This is a genomic window from Chitinophaga japonensis (assembly GCF_007830125.1).
In the GTDB taxonomy this organism is placed as follows: Bacteria; Bacteroidota; Bacteroidia; order Chitinophagales; family Chitinophagaceae; genus Chitinophaga; species Chitinophaga japonensis.
The window spans coordinates 1,138,250-1,162,554 of the sequence record NZ_VLLG01000002.1 but is presented as its reverse complement, the minus strand read 5'-3'; the positions used below and the strand labels follow the sequence as shown (position 1 = coordinate 1,162,554).

Genomic DNA, 24,305 nt, shown 5'->3' with positions numbered 1-24,305 from the left:
TAGCTGCATGGCAACCGGCAAAGCAGTATATTTAGTACCATCGCAACCAATCTCTTTATTGCTATGGGAAAATGTACTACCCTATTGCTCTTGTTATGCCTGCCGGGACTGCTGCCGGCGCAAACCACGCAAAAACCCGTTTTACACGGCCGCCACTGGATGGCTATTACCGGCAAACCGCTTGCCGCTACAGCCGGGGCCATGATATTCCAGCAGGGCGGCAATGCGGTAGATGCCGCCTGCGCCATGATAGCCGCTACTTCCACCATGTGGGATGTGCTGAGCTGGGGTGGGGAAACGCAGGCGCTCATCTACAATCCAAATACAAAAAAAGTAACAGGCATCAATGCACTGGGCGTGGCTCCTACAGGGGCCACGCCTGCTTTTTACAGGCAGCGGAATATGCAGTACCCGCCGGAGTACGGACCACTGTCGGCCGTTACGCCCGGCACCCCCGGCGGTATCCTGACCATGCTGGCGGAGTACGGCACCAAAAGCCTGAAAGAAGTGCTGGCGCCTGCCATGGAGCTGGCCAAAGGTTATCCCATAGAGGCGCAAACGGCCAACTATATCCAGGAGTATAAAAAGTGGATCACGCAATGGCCCTATTCCAAACAGGTGTTCTTTACGCACCCGGACCGGCCGCGCCTGGCGCCCGATGGCGGGGAGATCTTCCGCCAGGCAGACCTGCTGGCCACCTTGCAGAAAATGGTGGATGCGGAACAGGCCGCGCTACGGCAGGGCAAATCCCGGAAGGAAGCCATCTATGCTGCTTATGACCGTTTCTACAAGGGAGACATTGCGCGGGAATTTGTGCGCGGCTGCAAAGAGCAGGGCGGCCTGATCACCCTGCAGGATATGGCTAACTGGAAAGTGCGCATCGAGGAGCCCCTGATGGTCACCTACAAAGGCATTGAAGTGTACAAGCTCTCCCAATGGACGCAGGGGCCGGCCATGCTGCAGGCACTGAACATACTGGAAAACTTTGACCTCAAAAGCATGGGATATAATTCCTCCCGCTACATTCATACCGTATACCAGGCCATGAACCTGGCCTTTGCCGACCGGGACTTTTATTACGGCGATCCCTATTTTCCGCCGGAGGAGCCCATGAAAGGGCTGCTCTCCAAAGCCTATGCAAAGGAGCGGGCGCGGGCCATTGACCCGGAGCAGAATGACACTACCCTGGGGCCGGGAGATCCCTATCCCTTCCAGCAGCAGCAAAACCCTTACCTGGGACTGCTGAAGAACTGGGGCCATACCGCCGCCTATAAGCCGGACCAGCCTATACAGGGCCCGGATGATCCTTTCCTGCGGACGTTCCTGAGCGGCACCACTTCCGTGGAAGCTGCCGATGCTGAAGGATGGGTGGTGTCCGTTACGCCCAGCGGCGGCTGGATACCGGCTACCATTGCAGGCCGTACCGGTATTGGTATGAGCCAGCGCCTGCAGAGCTTTGTGCTGGATGAAAAGGAAAACCCTTTTAACGTAATGGAGCCGGGCAAGCGGCCCAGGGTAACCCTCACGCCTACACTGGCCATGAAGGATGGTAAACCCTATCTGGCCTTTGCCGTGCAGGGCGGCGATACGCAGGACCAGAACCTGCTGCAGTTCTTTCTGAATGTAGTGGAATTCGGGATGAATGTGCAGGAAGCGGCGGAGGCGGCTAACTTCAACAGCTACCAGATGTATTCCTCCTTTGGTATGCATGAGCGCAAGCCCGGCGGGCTTACCCTGCAGGAAAATACGCCCTCCTGGACGCGCAAGGAGCTAAAACGGATGGGGTATAAAACAGATTACCAGGCACGCACTTCCGGCCCGATCAACGCTATCTGGTTCGACTGGGAGCATGGCAGCTTCTGGGGCGGCTCCAGCAATCACGGGGAAGATTACGGGATCGGCTGGTAAGCGCAGGTGCTTGTCAGCACACATTCGGAATGGTGCCGGAGAAATCACAGAGCTTTTCCAGCAGCCCGCACAGCTCCCGGCCTTTTTCCGTAAGCGTGTACACCACTTTGGGCGGCACCTCCGGGAAATGCTGCCGGTTGATGAGCCGGTTCTTTTCCAGCAGCTTTAAACGGTCTGCCAGGATGTGGTCTGTAATAGGCGACAACTCTTCCTTAATACCGGAAAAGCGGCTGTTGCCTTCTTCTATGCAGAAAAGGATCTCCGTGATCCAGCGCCGGCTCAGCAGCACCATCAGCTCGTTAAGGGAGCATTTGCTTTCCAGGAAAGCCTGGTTCTGGTAATTGGTGGAGGTCACCTTTCTTTCCGCCATATCTATCTGTTTAAGTAGTTACTAATTAAATAATGAGTTATTGCACAGGTGCCCGGCAAGTATTTGTTTTGTGGTATGATGTGAACGGAAACCTTGCTTCAGGCACATTTCACGTCATCACGTAAATCCGTCCTGTAAAATCGGCGCAGTAAAGTAGGGGATCAGGTTAAAATGGCAAACGGGAATTATTTGAACGCTGCACGAAATTACATGGACGGATTTTATAGCTATTCCCTATATTTACGCATGCACCGTTTTATTACTTGTAAAAGCAGCATCCGTCCTATTTTAACCGGGTGGCTATTCCTATTTTCAACAGTAACCGTTTGGGCGCAGGATACGGCGCCCCTGCGCTACACCTGCTACCGCAGCAGCCAGCCGCCGGTGATTGACGGGAAACCGGACGAAGCGGCCTGGAGTCAGGCATCCTGGACCAGCGACTTCGTGGATATTGAAGGGAGCAGGCAGCCCCGGCCACCCCTGCGCACCCGCGTAAAAATGCTCTGGGACGAACAATACCTTTACATTGCCGCCGAGTTGGAAGAGCCGCATATATGGGGCAAGCTATTGCAGCACGATACCATCATTTTCCATGACAATGACTTTGAGGTGTTCATTGATCCCGACGGGGACACACGGGAGTATTTCGAGATAGAGGTAAATGCCCGCAACACCATTTTCGACCTGTTCATGCCCAGGCCTTACAGCGAGGGCGCTCATGCCCTGATGACCTGGGATGCGAAAGGCATGCGCACGGCCGTGCATATAAACGGGACCCTGAACCAGCCGGATGACAAAGACCGGTCATGGACCGTGGAAATGGCTATTCCATTCACCGCGCTTCACCTGCTGGGCGTTCCCATGGTGCCGGGGAACGGTACCGTATGGCGTATCAATTTCTCCCGCGTGGAATGGGACACCGATATTAAGAACGGACAATACATTAAAAAGACCAACCCGGCCACCGGCAAGCCTTTGCCGGAACATAACTGGGTATGGTCGCCGCAGGGCGTCATCAATATGCATGTGCCGGCCAAATGGGGATACCTGCAATTTTCCACGCAGGCCGCCGCTAACTAATAAAACTAACTGAGATGGACAAACGTAGTTTCCTGAAATCGCTGGGGGTAGGCAGCGTAGCGCTGATGCAGCCCCCGCTGGCTTCAAAAGCCGCCGGCGTGGCAGCGGGCGTGCATACGCCGCAAAAACAGGCCGCGCACCGGGTATGGATCAATCCCAGCGCCAATGATACAGAAGCCGGGCTGCGGCAGCGCTATGCCGCTTACAAAAAGGCCGGCATTGGCGTGATCTATTTTGAAGAGGACAGTGAAAGGCATTTCCGTGCAGCCAAAGAACAGGGCATTGAAGCGCACCGCTGGATATGGACCATGAACCGCGGTGAAAAGGAGCTGCTGTCCGCCCACCCGGAATGGTACTCGCAGAACCGCAAAGGGGAATCCTGCGCTACCAACCCGCCCTACGTATCTTATTACCGCTGGCTGTGCCCCAGCAAGCCGGAAGTGCTGAACTACCTGGAAGAGCAGGTGAGCAGCATCCTCACCAAAGACTATGTGGACGGCATTCACCTGGACTATATCCGCTACTGCGATGTGATACTGCCGGTGAACCTGTGGAGCAAATACAGTATAGACCAGTCCAGGGAGCTGCCGGAATATGATTTCTGTTACTGCGAAACCTGCCGCAATGCCTATAAAGCGGAGAAGGGAGAAGACCCGCTGGAAATGGAGCACCCTGACCAGCGCCCCTCCTGGCGCAAATTCCGTTATGACCGCATCACGCACATCGTCAACTCCCTGGCGCAGGTAGCGAAGCAGCATAAAAAGCCCATTACCGCCGCCGTATTTCCCACGCCGGAAATAGCCAAACGCATTGTACGGCAGGACTGGACCAACTGGCACCTGGATGCCGTGAATCCCATGATCTATCACGGTTTTTACAAGGAAGACGTGAGCTGGATAGGCGATGCCGTAGCTGAAGGCGTACAGGCGCTGCACGGCCGCTTTCCCTTGTACGCAGGGCTGTTCCTGCCGGATTTCCACGGCAATATGGCCGATCTTAAAAAAGGGATTGCGCTGGCATTGCAGAACGGGGCCGCAGGGGTATCATTGTTTGGGAACTTAACGCCGGAAGTGCTGCAGGCAATTAGTTGATATTACGTCATTGCGAGGCGCAAAGGCCTCGCAATGACGTGAATTAGTCAATCCGTGAATTCGGTCTTTCGTTCTTTCCGAAATCATAATTCGGTTGGCTGCCCATGGTAATGGTCAGCGTCCCACCTTTCAGGATATCCTCGTGTTTGATATAGCTTTTCGTATAAGGCTTACCGTTCAGTGTAATGCTTTGGATGTATTTGTTCTCCGCACTGTTGTTAACGGCCTGCACGGTAAATTGTTTGCCGTCCTGTAAACACAGGCTGGCCTTGTCAAACAGCGGGCTGCCGAATACGTACAGCCCCTTGGCCGGGTTTACCGGGTAGAAGCCGATGGAGGACAGCACATACCAGGAAGACATGGCGCCCACGTCCTCGTTACCGGCCAGGCCCTCCGGCTGGTCCGTATAAAAATCCTGCATCACCTGCCTTACCTTTTCCGCTGTTTTCCATTGCTTGCCGGCATAGGCGTACATATAGGTCACGTGATGGCTGGGCTCATTGCCATGCGCATACATGCCTATCAGGCCGGATATATCGGAAGAAGCCTGCTCACCCATATCGCCCTTGGCCACAAAGAGGCTGTCCAGCTTCTGCGTGAACGGCTCGTCGCCGCCCATCAGCCCGATCAGTCCTTCCACATCCTGCGGCACCAGCCAGGTATATTGCCAGCCATTGCCTTCAGTGAAATCGCCTTTTTCATGAATGGACCGGAAAGGATCATATGGCGTTTTCCAACTGCCATCGCTCATGCGGGGGCGCACAAATTTGATGGTGCTGTCAAAATAGTTTTTATAATATTCCGCGCGTTTGGCGTAATAATTATAATCCTCCATCTGGCCCATCTTTTTAGCCATGGCGGCAATGCACCAGTCGTCAATGGCGTATTCCATGGCCTTGGAAACGGATTCATATTCCTTGTCCGCCGGGATATAGCCCCGTTCCTTGATGTATTTCATGCCCAGGTCGTCGCGGGTGGAGGATGCTTTCATGGCTTCCAGCGCAGCCGCGGCGTCAAAGCCTTTGTATCCTTTCAGGTAAGCGTCCGCAATCACCGGTACGGCGTGATAGCCTACCATGCAGTTGGTTTCATTCCCCATCAGCGGCCATATGGGCAGCTTGCCCTGCTGCCGGTAAATAGCCAGCATGGAATTCACGAAGCTGCCTACCCGGTCCGGGTGGATCAGGGTGCTCAGGGGCATGGCAGAGCGGTAGGTATCCCACAGGGAGAAAACGGAATAGTTGTCAAATCCCGGGTTGGTGTATACTTTTTTATCCGTGCCGCGGTAGGTGCCGTCATGATCATTGAACAGGGCCGGGCCTATCATGGTGTGGTACAGCGCGGTGTAGAACACGCGCCTGGCCGCCTCGTCCTTTGTCTGCACCTGTATCTTGGACAGTTGTTTGCTCCATTTGGCATTGGCGCTGTTCACCACGCCGGCAAAATCCCAGCCGGGGATCTCCGTGTTGATGTTGGCCAGCGCATTTTCACTGCTCACCGGCGATATGCCTACTTTCAGCATTACCTGCCCGGGCGCTTTGTCAAAGGAGATCACGCCTTTGGCGAATTTTGCTTGCAGCTCCGTGCCCGGTTTTTTCTCATCGCCATCATATACGGCAAATTCCTTCAGCGGCACGTTGCTGCGGATAGCGAACCACAGGCGCTGGTCTACCGCCCAGCCTTTGGAATAGCGGTAGCCTTCCAGGGTGTAGGCATCCTTCTGCCGGATAAAGGTTTCTACCGGCGCATCCCAGCCAATGCCTTCTTTCAGGTCTACAATAATGTGCGCAGGCTTGCCTTGCGGGAAGGTGTATTTATGGAAGCCCACCCGCTCTGAAGCGGTCAGCTCCACCTGTATGTCATGATCTTCCAGTTGCACGGCATAGTAACCGGGGCGGGCGGTTTCGTGAGCGTGCGAATAATGCGATCCGTAGCCGGAGGCCGGATCTTCCTGGGTGCCCCTGTTGGTTTTCACATCGCCGGTGTACGGCATGATCAGCACATCCCCCAGGTCGCCGATGCCGGTGCCGCTCAGGTGGGTCTGGGAAAACCCGATCACCACGCTGTCGGAATAATGATAACCGGAGCACCAGTCCCAGCCCTTCACGATATTGGTAGGCCCTACCTGTACGGCGCCAAAAGGCACGCTGGCGCCTACAAATACATGGCCATGGCCACCGGAGCCGATATAAGGATCTACATAAGCCAGCGGTTTGCTTTCAGGAAGTGGTTTTGTTTTCACATGTCCCTGTACTTTTACTTTTTTTGGTCTTTCTACCTGCGCGATGACGTGTGCGCTTGTCAGTACCAGCCCGGAAAAGGCCAGTAAGTACCCGTATTTTAACCCCAAATTCATATAACTGCTTTAAAACGCCAAGATACGCGCTATGTCTTACTTTTTCCGCAGTTTTTCCGTGAGTGGTTCAATAAGTTGCCGTGGACTTTTTTAGGATGCTATAACCAACAATCACCACATCGGTCTTTGTGCCGGGTTCGGCATCCTTTACCTGGTTAAACTCATCCATCAGGTTGAACTTGAAGGAGACGGACCTGTTAACCTGGACGGTTGTGCCAGGGGCTGTCTCAAATTTAGGCAGGAGGCCCAGCACCCGTTTTATTTCCTGCGCAAGGATAGCTCCCTGCTCCGGTTCTTTTAGGATGGAGATACCCGTTACGGTGCCATCCGGCATAATGGTGTATTGTGCCTTTACGATGCCTGTTATATTTTGCTCATGGGCTATCCTGGGGTAACGAACATGCTTTGACAGGAACCGGTTGTAGGCTTCTGGTCCTCCCGGGAATTGCGGCAACGTGTCTGAAATGCCAGTTACGATCACTGGAGGAGGAGTGGTGAAGGAGGTACATGTATTGACCAGTGCTTTGCCGGCAGCAGGCCAGGCGGCGGTCAATGTGATTACAACCAGGCAAAACAAGCCATTCCATTTGTTGGGATAACGGGAGAGAAATTTTTTTAACATGGAGCACTGATTTAATTGAGTGATTAACAAAATAGTTGTCATTACCGGTATGCCAGCTAAAGATAAAACTATTCGCACAAATTGCTTTTCTCACATGCAAATATTACATTTCGTTATAAACCCTTTGCATGATCAACCAACTGAGCACCCAGCGCGTGCTTTCCATTGACGCCTTCCGCGGCATTACCATCCTGGTGATGATATTTGTGAATGAGCTGGCTGGCGTAAGCGGTATACCGCTGTGGGCCAAACATATGCCGGCCGATGCAGACGCCATGACCTTTGTGGACCTGGTGTTCCCGGCTTTCCTTTTTATTGTGGGCATGTCCATTCCCTTTGCCATTAACCGGCGCCTTTCCAAAGGCGACAGTTTCATACAGTTGCAGCAGCATATCCTGTGGCGCTCCCTGGGACTGCTGGTGCTGGGCTTCTTCATGGTCAATGCAGAGGGCGGCTATAACGAGGCCGCCATGGGTATGTCCATCCATGCATGGTCGCTGTTGTTCTTCATTTGCGTGGTGCTGGTGTGGAACGTGTATACGCTTCCGCAGCGGCGGCTGGTGTATGTGCTGAAAGGCATCGGCATAGCGGGACTGCTCATACTGGCCTTTGTGTACCGCGGCGGAGATGGCACGCAGCGTATGCAGCCGCACTGGTGGGGCATACTGGGGCTGATCGGTTGGGCCTACCTGTACAGTTGCATTATTTACCAGCTTTTCAGGGGCAATGTATACGGCCTGCTGGCCATGATCGCGGTATGCATCCTTTTCTACATAGCCGGTAAACAGCCGGCGGTGCAGCAGTCCGCCTGGAGTTGGATGAGCGGGCAAAGCGGTAATGCCGCGCATGTATCCATTGTACTGAGCGGCGTGGTGCTGTCGCTGCTGTATTTTGACCAGGCCCGCGGCAGCGCGGTGGGGCGGCGCTTTTGGGAGGCGGCCGGCTTCGCGCTGATATTGCTGGTTGCCGGCTATTTCCTGCGCCCCTATTTCAGAATATCCAAGATATATGCTACGCCTACCTGGTGCCTGTACAGCGCCGCCATTTGCTGCATCTTGTTCTCCTGCCTGTACTGGTTGACCGACCGGAAGCGTATCAGCGGCTGGACGGCTTTTTTCCGCCCGGCAGCGGCCAATCCCCTGCTTACCTATATCCTTCCCTACGTGATCTACTCCCTGCTACGCCTGCTGGACATACAACTGCCCGGCGTGCTGCAGGAAGGTATTACCGGCGCGCTGTGGTGCGCCTTCTATGCCATCGTGGTGATGGGCCTGGTGAAAGGGCTGAATAAGATGGGAATTAAACTACAGTTATGAAAATTCCAAATTCCAAATTCCAAATTCCAAAATAGAATATACCTTTCAACTAAGGCAATCTGCTTTTAATTTTGACACGCGCCCCATTTTGGGATTTGGGATTTGGAATTTTTCAAAAGTATCCCGGATTCTGATCGTACAGCCCCGGTTTTATCTGTATTTCCGATTGCGGAATGGGATAAATGTATTGGTTGGCATCAATGGTTTTCTGGTAGTTCTGCTGCAGCCAGGGGTTCATTACTTCCAGGCAGCGGCCGGTACGCACCAGGTCGTTCCAGTATTGTCCTTCCCAGGCCAGCTCATGTCGCCTTTCCCTTTCGAGCATCCCGCGAAAATCCGCCTGCGAGGCGGGTGCTGCCGGCGCCAGCCCGGCCCTGGCCCGGATGCGGTTCACGATAGCCACTGCTTCAGCGGTGGGGCCTGCCGTTTCATTTAATGCTTCTGCATACAGCAGCATCACATCTTCCGGGCGCAGCAAAGGGAAGTTAATGGGCCAGTCTGTACGGCTAAGCAGGGAGGATGCCGCGCTGGAGTCCAGGTATTTCCTGAAATAGTTTCGCTGCACCATGTTGCCGGCGCGGTTCCGGTACACGGTGTCCAGTATCACAAATTTCCGGTTGTCGCCCGGCTCAAAGCTGTTGATCAGGTCATCGGAAGGGAAGCCCTGCATGTAGTAGTTGCCGTAGGGCATGATGGCCAGGTCCATGTCCAGCGGCACCACCTCGCCGGGTATAACATTGCCCAGGCCTTTGCCGCCGGACATGTACTGCACTTCAAACAGGTGGTATTTATTATCATTCACGGTTTTGAATATCTCTGCATAGGTGGTTGCAAAGGTCCAGCCGGCGCCTTCCGCATCCAGCACCTGCTTTAATACGGGAAGGGCTTTGGTATAGCCGTCCGCTTTCTTTAAGGGATGTCCGGCTGTGTATACATATACTTTGCCCAGCAGCCCCAGGGCCGCCCATTTGGTGGCCCGGCCCACATCCCCGCCGGTATAGGATGCCGGTAGCAGGGCCGCGGCTGCTGTTAATTCTGAAATGATAAAGTTATAAACGGAATCCAGGCCGGAGCGCCCGTAAGTGAGCGCTTCCTCTGAAGAAACGGTACGGTCTATCAGCGGTACGCGCCCGAACACCTTTACCAGCTCAAAGTAAGCCAGGGCCCGCAGGAATTTGCACTCGCCCTTCATCCGGTCCCGCTTGCCGGCATCGGTAAAGGGCACCTCATCGATCCGGTCCAGCACCTGGTTGGCCCGTTCTATCAGCTCGTAATCGTCCGTCCAGGCTGCCTGCACGGTGCCCAGCGCGGCCGTCACCTCGAAAGCGGAGATGCTGAAATAATCCCGGGCCGCATCCTGCCGGTCTACAAAGTAGTTGCTGGAGCGGGCCTCGGAAAGATAGATGTGATGGATGCTGGGCCATCCCAGCAGCATGTTATACACGCCGCTCACCGCCTGGGTGATGTCATTCTCTGTTTTGTAAAAACCGTTTTCAGACTGGTTGGAGATAGGCACCGTATCCAGGAAATCGCTGTTGCAGGCGCTGCTGACAACGGCTGCCAGCAGGCTAACGGTTATATATATACGATCAATTGGTTTCATGGTAAGTGTTTTTTATAAGCCGATATTGATACCGATGCTGTAGGTGCGCGCAGTGGGATAGCTGGACCAGTCGGCCAGGTAGTCGTACTGGAACGCTTCCGGTGAAAAGCCGCCATCGTAGTTGGTATGCATCCACACATTATCAATGCTCAGGTAGATCCTGGCCTGCTCAATACCCCGGATGAAACGGCCGGGGAAAGTATAGCCCAGCGTCAGGTTCTTGATCTTGTAGAAAGCCCCGTCATACAGCCAGCGGGTATCATATACGCTGGCGGTGGTGGCGTCAATGCGGGGCGTCTGGCCATCGCCCGGCGCTGCTGCAGAGCGGAAGCGGTTTACCCACACGGCTTTGGCGTTATAGTTGCCCAGGCCGGTGGTAGGACGGTCTATGTTCCTGCCAAACATGCTGAAGATCTGGTTGCCCCACTGCCCCTGCAGCAGGATGGAAAGATCGAGGCCCCTGTAGTAAAAGCGGTTGGTCATGCCCCAGGTATAGTTGGGGTCCGGGTGCCCTACTTCGGTAATATCCTGCGCATCTATCACACCGTCGTTGTTCACATCGCGGTATACCGGGTCGCCCAGCAGGGTGTTGCCCCGTTTGGGCAGCTTGTTTAACTGGTCCTCCGTGGTGTACACCCCGATGGCGTCATAGAGCATGTAGGTATACAGGGGCCGGTCCACGGCAATTTTTACCGTGCTTTCCCAGCCGGTGTAAATGGGCGTATTGTCATTGTTCAACTGTACCACCTTGTTCCGGTTATAGGAAAAGTTCAGGGAGGTTTCCCAGGTAAGGGGGCCGTTGGTAATGTTGCGGGAGTTGATATTGATCTCGTAGCCCCAGTTCTTTACCGATCCTACATTGGCATTGGCCCGGGTGTAGCCGGTGGTTCGGGCTACGGGCACGCTGAGCAGGAGGTCTTTGGTGAGCTTGTTGTAATAATCGAAAGAAAGGGATATCCTTTCGTTCGCTATCACTGCATCCAGGCCAATATCGCTGGAGGTGGTCTTTTCCCAGCGCAGGTTATTGTTGGTGATGCTGGTCACGGAAAAGCCGGTGGCGGCAGTGGGCGTTTCACCAAATACGTAATTGGTGGAGGTGACCAGCCCGATGGCCGGGTAGTCGCCGCCAATACGGTCGTTGCCGGCAATACCCCAGCTATAGCGGACCTTGAGGTCCGTGAATACCTGCTTGATCCCCTGGAGGAAAGGCTCTTCGCTGAGGCGCCAGGCTACCGAGGCGGCCGGGAAAAAGCCCCATTTGGAGTCTGCCCCGAAACGGGAGGAGCCGTCCTGCCGGAAACTGGCGGACAGCAGGTACCGGCTGCGGTAGTTATAGTTGATACGTCCGAAAACGGAAGCCAACGTACGTTTGGATTCGGAGGTGCCTGATGCGGTGGGCGTGGAGGAGTTCTGGTCAAACGTATAGAGGTTGTCGTTGGCAAACTGCCGGTTGGTCTGGGTGGTATTGGCGGCGTTATTGCTTTCCGTGGAAGCGCCCAGCACGGCATTGATCTCGTGGTCTTTTACCGTAAGGTCGTAGTTCAGCAGCGACTGGAACAGGTAATACTGGTTGCGGGCGGTTCTGCGGGTGGCGGTGCTCTGCGAGCCTTCCACGGCCCTTCTGCGGGCGGAGGTCACCGAGGTAGGCTGGTAGTACCGGTTATCGCTGCTGCTGCTGTTCCAGGCGCCGGTTACGCTGAGGCGCAGCCCTTTGAGCAGCTCTGCGTGCAGGTACATCTGCGAGAGCAGCTTCACCAGCTCGGTCCTGTTCATGGTTTCTTCCATGACGGTTACAGGGCTTACCTGGTCGGCCACCCAGCGGTAGTGCGGGGTGCCCAGCGATCCGGAGCGGCTGCCCACGCCCTTTTCCTGCACCGGTGCGGTACCGGCCACAGAAGGCCCTATGCCGCCCCGCCCGTCAATACCGGCGCCTTTGGTCCAGGAAATGGATGGGGATACCTGCAGCCCTACCCGCAACCGTTCGTTCAGCTTCACTTCCAGGTTGGAGCGGAAGGTGTAGCGCTCATAGCCGGTGTTCACCGCCAGCCCGTCCTGGTTCAGGTATTCGCCGGACAGCAGGTAGCTGACGTGCTCATTGCCGCCGCTGGCGGAAAGGTTGTATTTCTGCATATAGGCGGGCCTGAAAAAGGCTTCCTGCCAGTTCACATAGTCCAGGCTGTCCGTACCATAAGCCCAGTAAGGATCGTACATGTAAGTGGTATTGGCCAGGTCGTGCGTATTGGCGGTAGTGCCGCCCAGCTCCGCCGCCCGGAAATCCATGTTGTCCGCCGCCGTGTAGTTTTTACCCAGGGAGCGGCCCCTGGCCACCCAGGAAGAGTCGATAATGTCTTTTTTGAACTGTATCCACTCTTCAGCGCTCATCATGGGCACAAAACGCTCCGGCTCCTGGCGGGCGAAGTTCATGGAAAAGGTGATGCGGGGCTTGCCGGAGCGGCCTTTTTGGGTGGTCACAATCACCACGCCGTTGGAGCCCCTGGCGCCGTAGATAGCGGCGGAGGAAGCGTCCTTCAGCACATCTACGGACTGGATGGTGTTGGGATCTATATCGCCCAGGTCCTCTACCGGCACACCGTCCACGATATACAGCGGATCATTGCTGCCGGAAATGGAGGCGGCGCCCCTTACCCGTATTTGCAGGGCGGCTCCGGGGGTACCGGTAACGGACTGCACCTGCACGCCCGGCATCTGGGCCGCCATGGCCTGGTCTATCCGGGTAATGGGGCGGTCCTTTATCTGGCTTTCGCCAATGGATGCCACCGCTCCCACCAGGTTTTTCTTTTTTACGCTGCCGTAACCGATCACCACTACCTCGTTCAGCCCCTGGTTGCTTTTGGCCAGCCGGATCAGCATGGGCGAAGCGCTGGCGCTTAACTCCTGCGTTTCATAACCGATATAGGTCACCACCAGGATGGCATTTTCAGGAGCGGTAAAGGCAAACTGCCCGTTCTCACCGGTGGTAACGCCCTGGTGGCCGTTCCTGACGCGGATGCTTACGCCCGGCAGCGGCTGCTGGGTTTCAGCGTCCAGCACCTGCCCCTGTACAGGAATATCTGCAGCGGCAGCATGGGCACACAGCAGCGGGGGCAACAGCAAGCTGTAACATAATAAAAGCAGTAAACGTTTTTTCATAACAGTGGTTTGTATCAGTCAGTAAAAAGGGAAGGCTGTTCAAGATAGCCCTGCTGACTGCCCGCTACAATGGAGAATCATACAATTCCCTGTAAATATGTTCAGCCTGCTCTACAGCCGGGCAGGTATAGTATTTGTTGCACCATTCCTGACAGTATTAAAATGATCCGCCATGCTTAAACTGTTCTGCGCATGCACTGCGCTGTTACTGGCTATCGCCTGCTCAAAAAATTCCGATAACACCTACGATCCGCATTACCGCTATTATGAAGTAGGCAAGCGCGATACCGTGGAAGAGTGGCGGGATACCGCCTTTGTGGTGGCCGTTGCCGAAAACGACACGGCCCTGCTGCAGGCCATCCAGGCAGAGCTGGCGCTGCCCGTGGCGGAGCGTAAAATTGTGAATGGCGCGCTGGCTCCCGGCAGCGGAGGCTATAACAAGAACGGCCCGCATGCCTTTAAATGGCATTTCAAGGAAGACGACTGGGAGCTGGCAGATGTGAGCGCCGAGGTATTTGACGGGCGTCCTTATACGGATGTAGACCTGCATTACAATTACTGGATGGACACCGTAAAAAGACTGGCCCCCTGGGACAGTTACATTAAACGGGAGATCACACCCTAGAGAGTACTATTGTATTATGATAAGACCATATCCTGTTCCCGCATTGAGCAACCTGTTCCTGCCGCTGGCCTGGTGCCTGCTGACCATAGGCTGCCTGCCCGGCGCCCACAATGGGAAAAACGATATCACCCCCCGGAACCGGGAGGTGAACAAAAGCAACGCCTACAATAACCTTTTCCTGGACAGCACGGCCATGGAAAAGTTCATTGCGAAGCAGCAACCGGATGATACCTTCGCCAACCGCATGCGCAGCTTCTACAATGCACGCAATTTTGAGTACGCCTGGTTCGACAGCCGGGGGCTGGCGGAACAGGCGCTGGGATTCCGCAGCCTGTACAATTATGACCAGGACACCAGTGCCGGCAGCAGGCAGTTGGAGAACCGGCTGGATGAGCTGGCGGTGGAAGAGGATGCTGACATTGGCGCGGACAATGCCGGTATTGTAAGAACAGAGCTGCAGCTTACGCAGCGATTCCTGCAGTATGCCCGGCGTCATCTTAAGGACCTGCGCAAAGCGCAACTGGAAAGGTTTGTTCCGGTGAGGAAGCAGTCTGTGCTGCAACTGGCGGAAGCCGCCCTGGACAATGGCAGCGATGTGGCCTTTGATATGGAGGAAGGCATATTCGGCTCCCTGGAGGAACCACTGCGGCGATACCTGGACATTGCCAGGAACGGCGGATGGCCCGCCCTGCCGGTAGCGGAAAAGCAATACAGGAAAGGGCAGGAATCGCCGGCCATCGCGCTTTTCAAGCGGCGGCTGTACATTACCGGCGAGCTGCCGGAAGCAGACAGCAGCCCGGTGTTCAATGCCGCCCTGGAAACGGCGGTAAAAACCTTCCAGGCCCGCCATGGCTACAGCCCTACCGGCATTATTACCGATACCCTGGTACGGGAAATGAACGTAACGGCTCTGTCCAGGGTGCAGCAGTTGCTGATCAATATGGAGCGTATGCGCTGGCTACCCCCGAAGGAGCAGCGGCTGATCATTGTGAACATACCGGAGTTCATGCTGCATGTGTGGGAAGGGAAGCAAAAGGCGTTTGAAATGCCGGTGGTGGTAGGCAAGGAAGGGCACAGCACCACCATGTTCTCCGGCCGGCTGAACCAGGTGGTGTTCAATCCCTACTGGCATCTGCCCCGCAGCATTGTGCGCAATGAAGTGCTGCCCGCCATGGAAAAGAACGGGCAGTACCTGGAGGAGCATGATATGGAGATCACCGGGGAGCGCAACGGGCTGCCCGTGATACGGCAGCGCCCGGGCGAACAGAACGCGCTGGGCCGGGTAAAATTCCTGTTTCCCAACAGCTTTAACATTTACCTGCACGATACGCCGGTAAAAAGCCTTTTTAACAAGGATAAAAGAGCGTATAGCCACGGATGTATCCGGGTGAGCGATCCGGCCCGGCTGGCCAATTACCTGCTGCAGGACATGCCGCGCTGGCGCCCGGAAAAAGTGGACAGCGCCCTGACGCAGGGAGATAAAGAAAAATATATAAAGCTGAAAACGCCCGTGCCGGTGCTGATCTCCTATTTCACCGCCTGGGTGGACGAGCAGGGGCAGTTACAGTTCCGGGAAGATATTTACGGCCATGACGAAAGGCTGGCAAGCAAGCTGTTTACGGATGCGCAGCCGGTGCTGTAGGCGTTACATGACCGGCGTGCTGAGCGCAAATTCCGTTTGGGCCTGCTGCAGCATTTTGGAGCGGGCAATATAGCTTTTATTGGGACTGTACAGGAACAGGCAGGTGCCGTTCTTGATGGCTTCGATCACTTTACGGTGCACATCTACCGGGAGGGCCGGGCAGCCCAGGCTGCGGCCTATATAACCCTGGCTGCTGATCAGGTCCTCATCCACATAATCAGCGCCGTGTATCACAATAGCACGCTGCATGGCATTGTCGTTGATGCCTTTTTCCGTGCCCCGCAGGCGAAGGGATAGCCCATGCCCGCCTATGTAGGTACGGTCCGTCACATAAAAACCCAGGCTGCTTTTATAACTGTTAGGCTTATTGGAAAAGCTGGTGGCCTTTACTTTGCCGGAATTCCTGCCGTGGGATACCAGAGTGTTGAACAGTACCCTGCCGTTCCGGATATCTATTACAAACAGGCGCTTGCGGGTAGAAGGCAGGCTGTAATCCACAATGGCGATCACGCTGTCGTTCTGCAACCTGCCTTTGGCCAGCAGGCGCTGAAAGCCCTGCATACCGTAGGCAAAGGCTTCCTGCGACAGGCCCAGGCTACCCAGTTGCAGGCTGTCATACAGCGCGGCGGCGGTATGGGTATTGTTGTTGCGGGTGACTGTTTTTACTGTTTTGACCTTTGCCGCCTTGTGCCCCGTGGTAGACACATTAATGGCAAGCAGGAGGGTAAAAAGTGTAAGGGAAACAATCAATAATTTTCTGTTCTGCTTAGGTTTAGGTACACGCATCTTCACTGTTCTCCTTTAAGTTGACATGGGATAAAATAATCGGTGTTATTCTCTCAGGTTATGGTTATTTAATGGTGCAAAGGTCGGGAAAAAATGGGGATAAAAGAAGCGCTTCCCCTGAAAAAATCCTTAAAAAAAGGCAGCGAAACCGGCTACCAGGCTCATGTTTCGCTGCATGATGTTTATGTGTTATATGTTAATGGCTATCGCCTGTTACGCCCCTTGCCTTTCCGCTGTTCCTTTTTCCAGTGCTTATGCTGGGGATGATCTTTGATCACATAATAACGGCTATCGCGGCTGTCGCGTATTACCACCTGGTCATGCCGGCCCTTGTACCCGGCATATTTTACCCGGTATACATCTGCGTGCCGCCAGGGCTCCGGCTCATTGATCACTACCTTGTAGCCGCGGTAAAGATCATAGCTGCGGTAGCGGGCAGGGAGGGCGGATGCCCGTATCCAGCGGGACCCGCTCAGGTATATGAACTGGCGGCCGGGAATATAGTAGTAGGCATCGATGTCCGGCAGGTAATAATATTCCGCATGATCATATCCGACAGGGCCCCATACGGGCTGGCTGCCGATGTTCACATTTAAATTGACCCTAACCTGTGCATTTGCTGCGCTGAAGGCGATGCTGCCGGTGACAAGCATGGCCAGGATGATGAATCGTTTCATGGTCGCATGTATTTGTTACGGTAGTTGGACCGGCAGGGGAAGAGGCCGTTTAAAACGTTAACGTTGTTTAACATTGGGGGGAAAATGCTAATATAACAACGCAGGCGGCCTGGAAAGGCTGCCTGGTGCACATTCAGTTTTTATTGTAACCTTTAACCCATGTGGGAAAAGTTGATAATTATAGCAAGCAATAAAAAGGTGCCGCCGGGTGGCCGGCGGCGTTAATATGGTAATTATTGTAATGTCTGTAGTAAGTCGTTTATTGGTGGTTGTCCAGTTTGCCGATCACGATACGCCGGCCGGTGGTGGTGACATCTGCCACAACGGTTACACTTTGCCAGGGCAAGGCTATCCTGTCGCTATTGTTGATGATCAGGTCCATATTCAGGTCCTCTAACCAGAAATTGCCGGGGGCGTTATAACCGCTGAAGGCAGCATTCTGTGCATCTTCGTCAGTCTGGTACAGGGTATCAGCTTTATAACCCACATATGCGCCGTCTACCAGCAGGGCGCCGGGCATGTTGCTGGTAGTGTCTGTACGGGCGGCGATGTAATATACGCCTGCGTCCAGGCCGGTAAAGGTGGCTTTGCCGTTGGCGTCCGTAGTGTCGGTATAGGCAGGATCATCACTGTTAAAATCTGCCTGGGTTTTAAACAGCTCCACGGTAACGCCGGCTGCCAGGGTGCCCAGCGGGTGAGCCGCATCCCAGTTCAGGGAATTGTACACTTCCAGCTCCAGGATGGTGTGCACTTCTGGTTCCGGATCAGGATCGGGGGTCGGAGCCGGGTTGTTGTCATTATCTTTTCCGCAGGCGAATAATGCAGCCGCTGCAAGAGCGGTTAATAACAATTTTTTCATAGGCATAGGAATGGGTTTGATCCCGTAAATATAACATATTAATTTATTAATAATGCATTTCTGTCTCTTAATGCCCTTGCAGGGTGTGGCTGAGCACTGCCGCGCGCCCGTCTACCGCCTCGGTTATTTGCAAGCCTAAAATATTGGCTACCAATGGGTAAACATGGATATTGGCGAAGGCGCCCAGGGTGTAATGCGTTTTAAAGGCCGGGCCCCAGGCCATGAATATGGCCTGCATCAGCGGATTTTTATTGTCGTAGCCGTGATGCCCGGGGGCTATGCGGCGTTTGTTGCCGCCAAAAGCATAACCATCATCCGCCAGCAGTATGATATCGCCAATACGGTTGTAGCGATCTTCCCGGCCATAGTGCCATCTTTTAGGCGTTTTCCGCTTCAGGTACACGCGGTAATGGCTGGCTTCCTTTTTCAGGACGCGGTACAGCGCCCGTACACGCGCGGGATCATTGTTATAGATCATGATCTTTTCATTGGCCGGCGCTATTTTACAATCATCCAGGTTTATATGCTCCGGTAATGTAATGGGATGCGCGGTGTCGGCCTGCATCATGCCGTGGTCCGCCACCACGATGAAGTTTACCGGCAGTTGCAGGCGCGCCACTTCCTCCACCATGCGGCCAATGGCGGCATCTACAAACTGCACGGCGGCGCGGGTACTGTCGGCATCCGGACCGTAGGCGTGCCCGGCATGGTCTACTTCCGGGAAATAGAAGGTAATAAGGTGCGGGCGCTTGTCTGCCGGCAGGCGCAGCCAGTTGACCACCTGCTGTATGCGCTGGTCAATACCCGTCTTTTCATTGTAGCGGAAATAATAGGTGGGCCGGGTATCCCGGACGGCGGCCTCGGAGCCTACCCAGAAATAGCTGGCGCTTACCATCTGCTGCTTTTCCGCCAGCACCCACAGCGGTGTGCCGTGGTACCAGCTCCCATCCTCCACGGCTTCGCGGTTGCCAACACGGTATCGCTTGCTGCGGTCGCTGTTATAAAAGATATTATCTACCAGCCCGTGATGGGACGGGTACATGCCGGTTACCAGAGTATAGTGGTTGGGAAAGGTAAGCGTGGGAAAGCCGGGCTGCATGGCTTTGGCCCTTACCCCGCCGGAGGACAGTCTTAACAGGTTTTGCGCATTGAACTTTTCCGCGTAATCATACCGGAAACCATCAATGGAGATCATGATCACGTAGGGCTTTTGCTGTTGCGCAGCGCTGTTGCTGCGGCCGGGAACCGCATACTGGGCGGTATCCTGTGAAAATGCGTTAAAGGACAGGCAGAGGCAGAGGCTCAGCAGCAGGTGACGTTGTATCATATACGAAAATTCCAAATCCCAAATTCCAAATTCCAAAATATAGACAAGCTATCAATAACAATAATACTGAACTGTTACCAAATAGTTAAGTGATTACCGCTGGCCGGGAATTTGGAATTTGGGATTTGGAATTTGTACTTTTATCAATTATTCCACAAATATGAAATTTTTGAAACCCACCTGGCGCTGGTTCGGGCCGGAGGACCCGGTTACCCTGCAGGATATCAGGCAAACAGATGCCACGGGCATTGTAACGGCGCTGCACCACATTCCCCATGGCGAAGTATGGCCGGTAGCAGAGATTGCGGCCCGGCAGCAGTTAATAGCAGATGCCGGCCTCTCCTGGGACGTGGTGGAAAGCGTAACGGTGCACGAGTCCATTAAAACACAAACGGGAGATTTCCAGGATTACATTGCCAAATACCGGCAAACGCTGGAAAACCTGGCGGCCTGCGGTATCCGCATTGTTACCTATAATTTTATGCCTGTGCTGGACTGGGTGCGCACCAATATCAGCTACCGCCTGCCCAACGGGGCGGAGGCGCTGTATTTTGACCGGGCCGACCTGGCGTTGTTCGATATCTACCTGCTGGAAAGAGCGGGTGCGGAACAAGACCATGCGCCTGCGGCCGTGGAGGAAGCGGGCCTGCGCTGGCAGCAATATAGCGCCGCACAAAAGCAGGCCATTGCAGACACTATCCTGCTGGGCATTCCCAGTGAAAAGAAACTGGACATCCCCGGTATAAAAGCGCGGCTGGAACATTACCGGCATATTACCCGCGACGACCTGCGGCAGCACCTGCGGTATTTTTTACAGCAGGTAGTGCCGGTGGCGGGAAAGCTGGGCATCCGGCTGGCCATTCACCCGGACGATCCCCCCTTTGATGTGCTGGGCCTGCCCCGCATTGTAAGCAGCTACGAGGATATTGCTTTCATACTGCAGGCGGTGGACAGCCCGGCCAACGGCATCTGCTACTGCACCGGTTCCCTGGGGGCCGGCCGCAGCAATGACCTGCCGGCCATTTTACGGATGATCGGTAACCGGGTGCATTTTGTGCACCTGCGCAACGTGCAGCATGAGGAGAACGGCAACTTCTATGAAGCGGACCATCTGCAGGGGAATGTGGATATGTACGCTGTTATGAAACTGTTGCTGGAACTGCAACAGGGACAGCCGCACCCCATCCCTTTCCGGCCGGATCACGGCCACCGTATGCTGGACGACCTGCACAAGCAATGTAACCCGGGCTATACGGCTATTGGCAGAATGAAAGGACTGGCGGCGCTGCAGGGGCTGGCAATGGGTATTGCAGGTGTCCGGTAATAAAGAGGCCACCCGGCCTGGAAAAGCAGGTGGTGCATTTTCCCTGAATGATGCTCTATTCAAGGGCATATCGTTAAAAGAGAGAACACATTTACCCGTTTGCAACCTGCAATTGTCAACCTGCACAGGGATAATTGTAATATTATTTGATTACAAATATAGGTGATTGCATCCTATAAAATGCGCATAGTCATATTTTTTTATGACAATGATTGCTTGCGCCATTCCACCCAGTAGCTCAGCAGGGGGCCGTCCGCCCCGTACACCGGGTCTATGGAGGGCAGGGACAGTTGCTGAATACGGGCATCTGCATCCGGCCTTTCAGCAGGATCGCCACGCATGATGTCATACTGCTCCTGCCCGGGCGGGTAAGCGCCCACACAACTGAAATCAGTGCTGCTGTCCAGCCTGCAGTGCGCCACACCGGCGGGAATGATCAGCACATCGCCTTTTTTCATTTGCAGCACTACGCCATGCGGTCCGCCCAGTTGTACATTTGCATGCCCCTCCGCAACGCCCATTACTTCATGGGAAGTGCTGTGGTAATGCGGGAAGTCGTATATCCCGTTCTCCCAGGCGCCGCCCCATTTGTTGCTGATGAATAATGCCTCAATACCAGGCGCTGCCGAAAAGTTGTCCGGCACCTGCAGGCAGTCTTCATAGAACAGTACGGGTAAATGCTCATTATTCGGAAAAGTGCCGTCGTCCTTCAGGGTGTAAGGCTGTATCTCGCTGGATAACAAAACAAGCTGTGCCATACAGTATATTTTTAGAAATACGCCTCAACTCTTGTACCATAAAAAACGGTTAATTTTGAAGGAAGCAAATAAATGGCCGTGGAAAACTTCGTGTTAAAATTCGAATACAGGGGCAAGCCGCATATCCTGGAAGTGCGGCCCTGGTTGCAGCAGTATAAGGCGGTGTACAAGGTAACGGTGGAAAAGCACGAGATCACCTTTGAGCCGGATGAGGAAGGCGACCTGCGGGCCGTGTCCGATGTGCATACCACGCCGGGGCATATAGACGGGGGATTGCTGGAAGAAATAGCGCAGCGTATAGCCGCGCATGTGAATGACCAGGGTTAACCCCGGCCTACTCCTTTTTCGCCTCTTCTATCAGGGAGCTTTCATCCCAGCTCACAGTCTCATTGTTCCAGGGCTTCACGTTATCACGGTTGATCAGCCGGGCAATTTCTTCGATCCGTTCCTTAAAAGTATGCAGGTAGGTCTTCTTGTCATCACGGAGGGCAGACAGCTCCTTGAGCGCTTTTTCATCATGCTGCCGGAAAGTGCCGGCGGCCCGTTGCGCATGGTAGGCGCGGTAACCCAGCATGCGCAGCGCATCGGCGCCCATGCGCAGGGAGGTGTCCAGCGATTCCCGGTATATGTGCAGCACGCCCAGTTCCATCAGGTCAAATACATCTGAAATACTCTCCGCCTTTACCAGCATCTGCAGGTTGGGAAAATGTTTGCGTACCACCTTTACGATCTCCGTCGTCTGGTCAATGGAGTCTGCCGCTATGATGATCACTTTGGCGTCTGCAGCGCCGGCCGCCTGCAGCAGGTCGTGGCGGGAGGCATCGCCGTAGTAGGCCTGTATGCCCAGGTTATGCAGCAGGTCTATCCGGTCGGAGTCCAGGTCCAGTATAGTGGTGCGCACGCCGTTGGCCAGCAGGAAGCGGCCGATGATATTGCCGGCCCTCCCGAATCCCGCCAGTATCACCGGGTGCTTTTCCGTAATAGCGTCCGGCTCGCGGGCAGCGCTTTCCGTGATGGTGAACCGGGGCTGCAGCAGCTTTTCATAGACCATGATCACCAGCGGGGTAAAGGCCATGCTCAGGGCTACTGCTGCCGTCATCATGCTGGTAGTGTCTGCCGGCAGTATGCCGCTCTGGTGGGTGAAGGACAGCAGCACAAAAGCAAATTCCCCCACCTGCGACAGGCTGAAGCCAAACAGCAGGTTCTGGTCGGTGCTCAGGCGGAACAGCCGCCCCAGCGCCAGCAGCACAAGGCACTTTACGGTCATCAGGGCTATTACCAGGCCCAGCATGCGCCAGGGCTGGGACAGTATCAGCCCAAAATCTATGGAAGCGCCTACGGCTATAAAGAAAAGCCCCAGCAGCAGTCCTTTGAAAGGTTCTATATCGCTTTCCAGCTCGTGCTTGTATTCGCTGTTGGCCAGCACCACCCCGCCCAGGAATGCCCCCAGCGCAGGGCTTAAACCTACCACTGTCATGAGCACGGAAATACCTACTACCAGCAGCAGCGCAAAGGTGGTGAACAGCTCCCTTACCCGGGCACGGGCCACCACCCGCATCAGCGGCCTTACCAGGTAACGCCCTGCCAGGATGATGAGGACCACCGCACCCAGTACGATCAGCGTTTGCGCCCAGCCCGGCAGGCCGTCCCGCAGGCTGTGCCCTTCCATGGCGGCCGCGCCGGGGGGCGCCAGCAAAGGGAAGATGGCCAGCATGGGAATCACGGCAATATCCTGGAACAACAGCACGGAAAAGGAGCTCTGGCCGGCCGCAGAGGGCATCAGTCCTTTTTCCTTGAGGCTTTGGAGCACGATAGCGGTGGAGGACAGGGAGAGCGTCATGCCCAGGGCCAGTGCGGCCCGCAGGGGCTGCCCCAGCCAGAGCGCCAGCCCGGTGATCAGCGCGGTAGTGATCAGCACCTGCATGCCACCCATGCCGATGATGGGTGCGCGCAACTTCCACAGCAGGGCCGGCTCCAGCTCAATACCGATCAGGAACAGCATCATCACCACGCCAAATTCCGCAAAGTGCAGGATATCCTGCCCCTCCGCGCCAATGAATCCCATTACGTCCGGCCCTATGAAAATGCCGGCCAGCAGGTAGCCCAGCACAGAGCCCAGCCCCAGTTTTTTGGCCACTGGCACGCATACCACGGCTGCGGCCAGGTAGATCATCGCAGTAAAGAAAAAGGAGTGCTCGTTCATAAAGGTGCGGCTTTACATCAGTTCGTTCAAATATACTGCTTCCGCCAGTGCGCCGGGCGTATAACGATCGTCGCGCAGGCCTTCCAGCATCTGCCGGTACTGCTTGCAGCAGTAGGGCATGTCAGGTTGCTCCATACGGTGCGTGCCATGTATCACAAAGGGAGGAAGGTAGGTCATGTTGCAGAGGCGCGCCGTTTGCTCAAAAGGCAGCAGGAACTCGCGGATGGTGTAACCGTGATGCCCGCCACGTACATAAGCGCTTTGCATGCCGCCGGTGCTGATCACATTGCCCAGCAGCTTACCCTGCAGGGCGGTGCCGCTATGGCCGTAGGCCCAGCCGTGCTCCAGCACCAGGTCCTGCCATTGTTTGATGATGGCCGGTGCGCTGTACCAGTAAAAAGGGTGTTGCAGTAAAATAATGTCGTGTCGCAGCAGCAGTTCCTGCTCCCGGTCCGGGTCTACATTCAGATCGGGATACGCTTCATAAAGGTCGTGCAGGGTAACGCCCTGCAGGTCCCGGATGCTGTGTATGAGCCCTGCATGTATCCTGGATCTTTCCAGCGCCGGATGCGCAAAAAGGATCAATATCCTGGTCATTCTATAAATTA

The 24,305-nt window shown here is 55.0% G+C and carries 20 protein-coding genes; 8 read left to right on the top strand and 12 right to left on the bottom strand.

Annotation, left to right across the window (positions count from 1 at the left end; all coding sequences use genetic code 11):
* The first annotated feature begins 63 nt into the window (after positions 1-63).
* Positions 64-1,908 carry a gamma-glutamyltransferase family protein gene (locus tag LX66_RS04540; protein WP_145710700.1) on the top strand — a complete coding sequence of 615 codons (1,845 nt, stop codon included), beginning with the start codon at positions 64-66 and terminating at the stop codon, positions 1,906-1,908.
* 13 nt (positions 1,909-1,921) lie between these two features.
* Here the strand turns inward: LX66_RS04540 and LX66_RS04535 are convergent, their stop codons facing one another.
* Positions 1,922-2,278: a winged helix-turn-helix transcriptional regulator gene (locus LX66_RS04535; protein WP_145710699.1), complete on the bottom strand. Its 357-nt coding sequence runs from the start codon at positions 2,276-2,278 to the stop codon at positions 1,922-1,924.
* A 246-nt stretch (positions 2,279-2,524) separates the two neighbouring features.
* Here LX66_RS04535 and LX66_RS04530 point away from each other — a divergent pair, with 246 nt between their 5' ends.
* Both LX66_RS04530 and LX66_RS04525 read left to right on the top strand, forming a co-directional pair.
* Positions 2,525-3,358, top strand: coding sequence for a carbohydrate-binding family 9-like protein (locus LX66_RS04530; protein ID WP_145710698.1), 834 nt, complete (start codon positions 2,525-2,527; stop codon positions 3,356-3,358).
* Between the two features lie 14 nt (positions 3,359-3,372).
* Positions 3,373-4,449 (top strand): family 10 glycosylhydrolase, encoded by a 1,077-nt coding sequence (locus LX66_RS04525; protein WP_145710697.1) that lies wholly within the window; start codon positions 3,373-3,375, stop codon positions 4,447-4,449.
* A 43-nt stretch (positions 4,450-4,492) separates the two neighbouring features.
* On the opposite strand, the gene LX66_RS04520 is transcribed toward LX66_RS04525, so the two are convergent.
* Positions 4,493-6,805 (bottom strand): GH92 family glycosyl hydrolase, encoded by a 2,313-nt coding sequence (locus tag LX66_RS04520; protein WP_145710696.1) that lies wholly within the window; start codon positions 6,803-6,805, stop codon positions 4,493-4,495.
* Between the two features lie 67 nt (positions 6,806-6,872).
* A complete protein-coding gene (locus LX66_RS04515; protein WP_158642533.1) occupies positions 6,873-7,427 on the bottom strand; it encodes an energy transducer TonB in 555 nt (184 codons plus the stop codon).
* Between the two features lie 128 nt (positions 7,428-7,555).
* On the opposite strand from LX66_RS04515, the gene LX66_RS04510 reads away from it, so the two are divergent.
* The gene (locus tag LX66_RS04510; protein WP_145710694.1) at positions 7,556-8,743 is read left to right on the top strand and encodes a DUF5009 domain-containing protein; all 1,188 of its coding nucleotides are present in this window, start codon (positions 7,556-7,558) and stop codon (positions 8,741-8,743) included.
* 112 nt (positions 8,744-8,855) lie between these two features.
* On the opposite strand, the gene LX66_RS04505 is transcribed toward LX66_RS04510, so the two are convergent.
* Together LX66_RS04505 and LX66_RS04500 are read right to left on the bottom strand one after the other, a co-directional pair.
* The gene (locus LX66_RS04505) at positions 8,856-10,346 is read right to left on the bottom strand and encodes a RagB/SusD family nutrient uptake outer membrane protein (protein WP_145710693.1); all 1,491 of its coding nucleotides are present in this window, start codon (positions 10,344-10,346) and stop codon (positions 8,856-8,858) included.
* 12 nt (positions 10,347-10,358) lie between these two features.
* On the bottom strand, positions 10,359-13,496 hold the full coding sequence (locus LX66_RS04500) for a SusC/RagA family TonB-linked outer membrane protein (RefSeq protein ID WP_145710692.1): 3,138 nt from the start codon (positions 13,494-13,496) through the stop codon (positions 10,359-10,361).
* Between the two features lie 172 nt (positions 13,497-13,668).
* On the opposite strand from LX66_RS04500, the gene LX66_RS04495 reads away from it, so the two are divergent.
* Positions 13,669-14,121 (top strand): BP74-related protein, encoded by a 453-nt coding sequence (locus LX66_RS04495; protein ID WP_145710691.1) that lies wholly within the window; start codon positions 13,669-13,671, stop codon positions 14,119-14,121.
* A gap of 16 nt (positions 14,122-14,137) precedes the next feature.
* Positions 14,138-15,763, top strand: a complete 1,626-nt coding sequence (locus LX66_RS04490; protein WP_145710690.1) for a L,D-transpeptidase family protein — start codon at positions 14,138-14,140, stop codon at positions 15,761-15,763.
* A 3-nt stretch (positions 15,764-15,766) separates the two neighbouring features.
* Here LX66_RS04490 and LX66_RS04485 read toward each other — a convergent pair whose 3' ends face one another.
* From LX66_RS04485 to LX66_RS04470, 4 genes are all read right to left on the bottom strand, one after another.
* On the bottom strand, positions 15,767-16,549 hold the full coding sequence (locus LX66_RS04485) for a murein L,D-transpeptidase catalytic domain family protein (protein ID WP_145710689.1): 783 nt from the start codon (positions 16,547-16,549) through the stop codon (positions 15,767-15,769).
* A gap of 203 nt (positions 16,550-16,752) precedes the next feature.
* On the bottom strand, positions 16,753-17,226 hold the full coding sequence (locus LX66_RS04480; RefSeq protein WP_145710688.1) for a hypothetical protein: 474 nt from the start codon (positions 17,224-17,226) through the stop codon (positions 16,753-16,755).
* A 259-nt stretch (positions 17,227-17,485) separates the two neighbouring features.
* On the bottom strand, positions 17,486-18,085 hold the full coding sequence (locus LX66_RS04475) for a prealbumin-like fold domain-containing protein (protein ID WP_145710687.1): 600 nt from the start codon (positions 18,083-18,085) through the stop codon (positions 17,486-17,488).
* A 67-nt stretch (positions 18,086-18,152) separates the two neighbouring features.
* Positions 18,153-19,412, bottom strand: a complete 1,260-nt coding sequence (locus LX66_RS04470) for an alkaline phosphatase family protein (protein WP_145710686.1) — start codon at positions 19,410-19,412, stop codon at positions 18,153-18,155.
* Positions 19,413-19,572: 160 nt separating this feature from the next.
* Between LX66_RS04470 and uxuA the strand changes: the two genes are divergently transcribed.
* On the top strand, positions 19,573-20,736 hold the full coding sequence (gene uxuA, locus LX66_RS04465; protein WP_145710685.1) for a mannonate dehydratase: 1,164 nt from the start codon (positions 19,573-19,575) through the stop codon (positions 20,734-20,736).
* A 200-nt stretch (positions 20,737-20,936) separates the two neighbouring features.
* Here uxuA and LX66_RS04460 read toward each other — a convergent pair whose 3' ends face one another.
* Positions 20,937-21,494, bottom strand: coding sequence for a cupin domain-containing protein (locus tag LX66_RS04460; RefSeq protein ID WP_145710684.1), 558 nt, complete (start codon positions 21,492-21,494; stop codon positions 20,937-20,939).
* Positions 21,495-21,572: 78 nt separating this feature from the next.
* Between LX66_RS04460 and LX66_RS04455 the strand changes: the two genes are divergently transcribed.
* A complete protein-coding gene (locus LX66_RS04455) occupies positions 21,573-21,821 on the top strand; it encodes a hypothetical protein (protein WP_145710683.1) in 249 nt (82 codons plus the stop codon).
* Positions 21,822-21,828: 7 nt separating this feature from the next.
* Here LX66_RS04455 and LX66_RS04450 read toward each other — a convergent pair whose 3' ends face one another.
* Positions 21,829-23,697 carry a monovalent cation:proton antiporter-2 (CPA2) family protein gene (locus LX66_RS04450; protein ID WP_145710682.1) on the bottom strand — a complete coding sequence of 623 codons (1,869 nt, stop codon included), beginning with the start codon at positions 23,695-23,697 and terminating at the stop codon, positions 21,829-21,831.
* Between the two features lie 12 nt (positions 23,698-23,709).
* The gene (locus LX66_RS04445) at positions 23,710-24,294 is read right to left on the bottom strand and encodes an NAD(P)H-dependent oxidoreductase (RefSeq protein ID WP_145710681.1); all 585 of its coding nucleotides are present in this window, start codon (positions 24,292-24,294) and stop codon (positions 23,710-23,712) included.
* Positions 24,295-24,305: the final 11 nt, after the last annotated feature.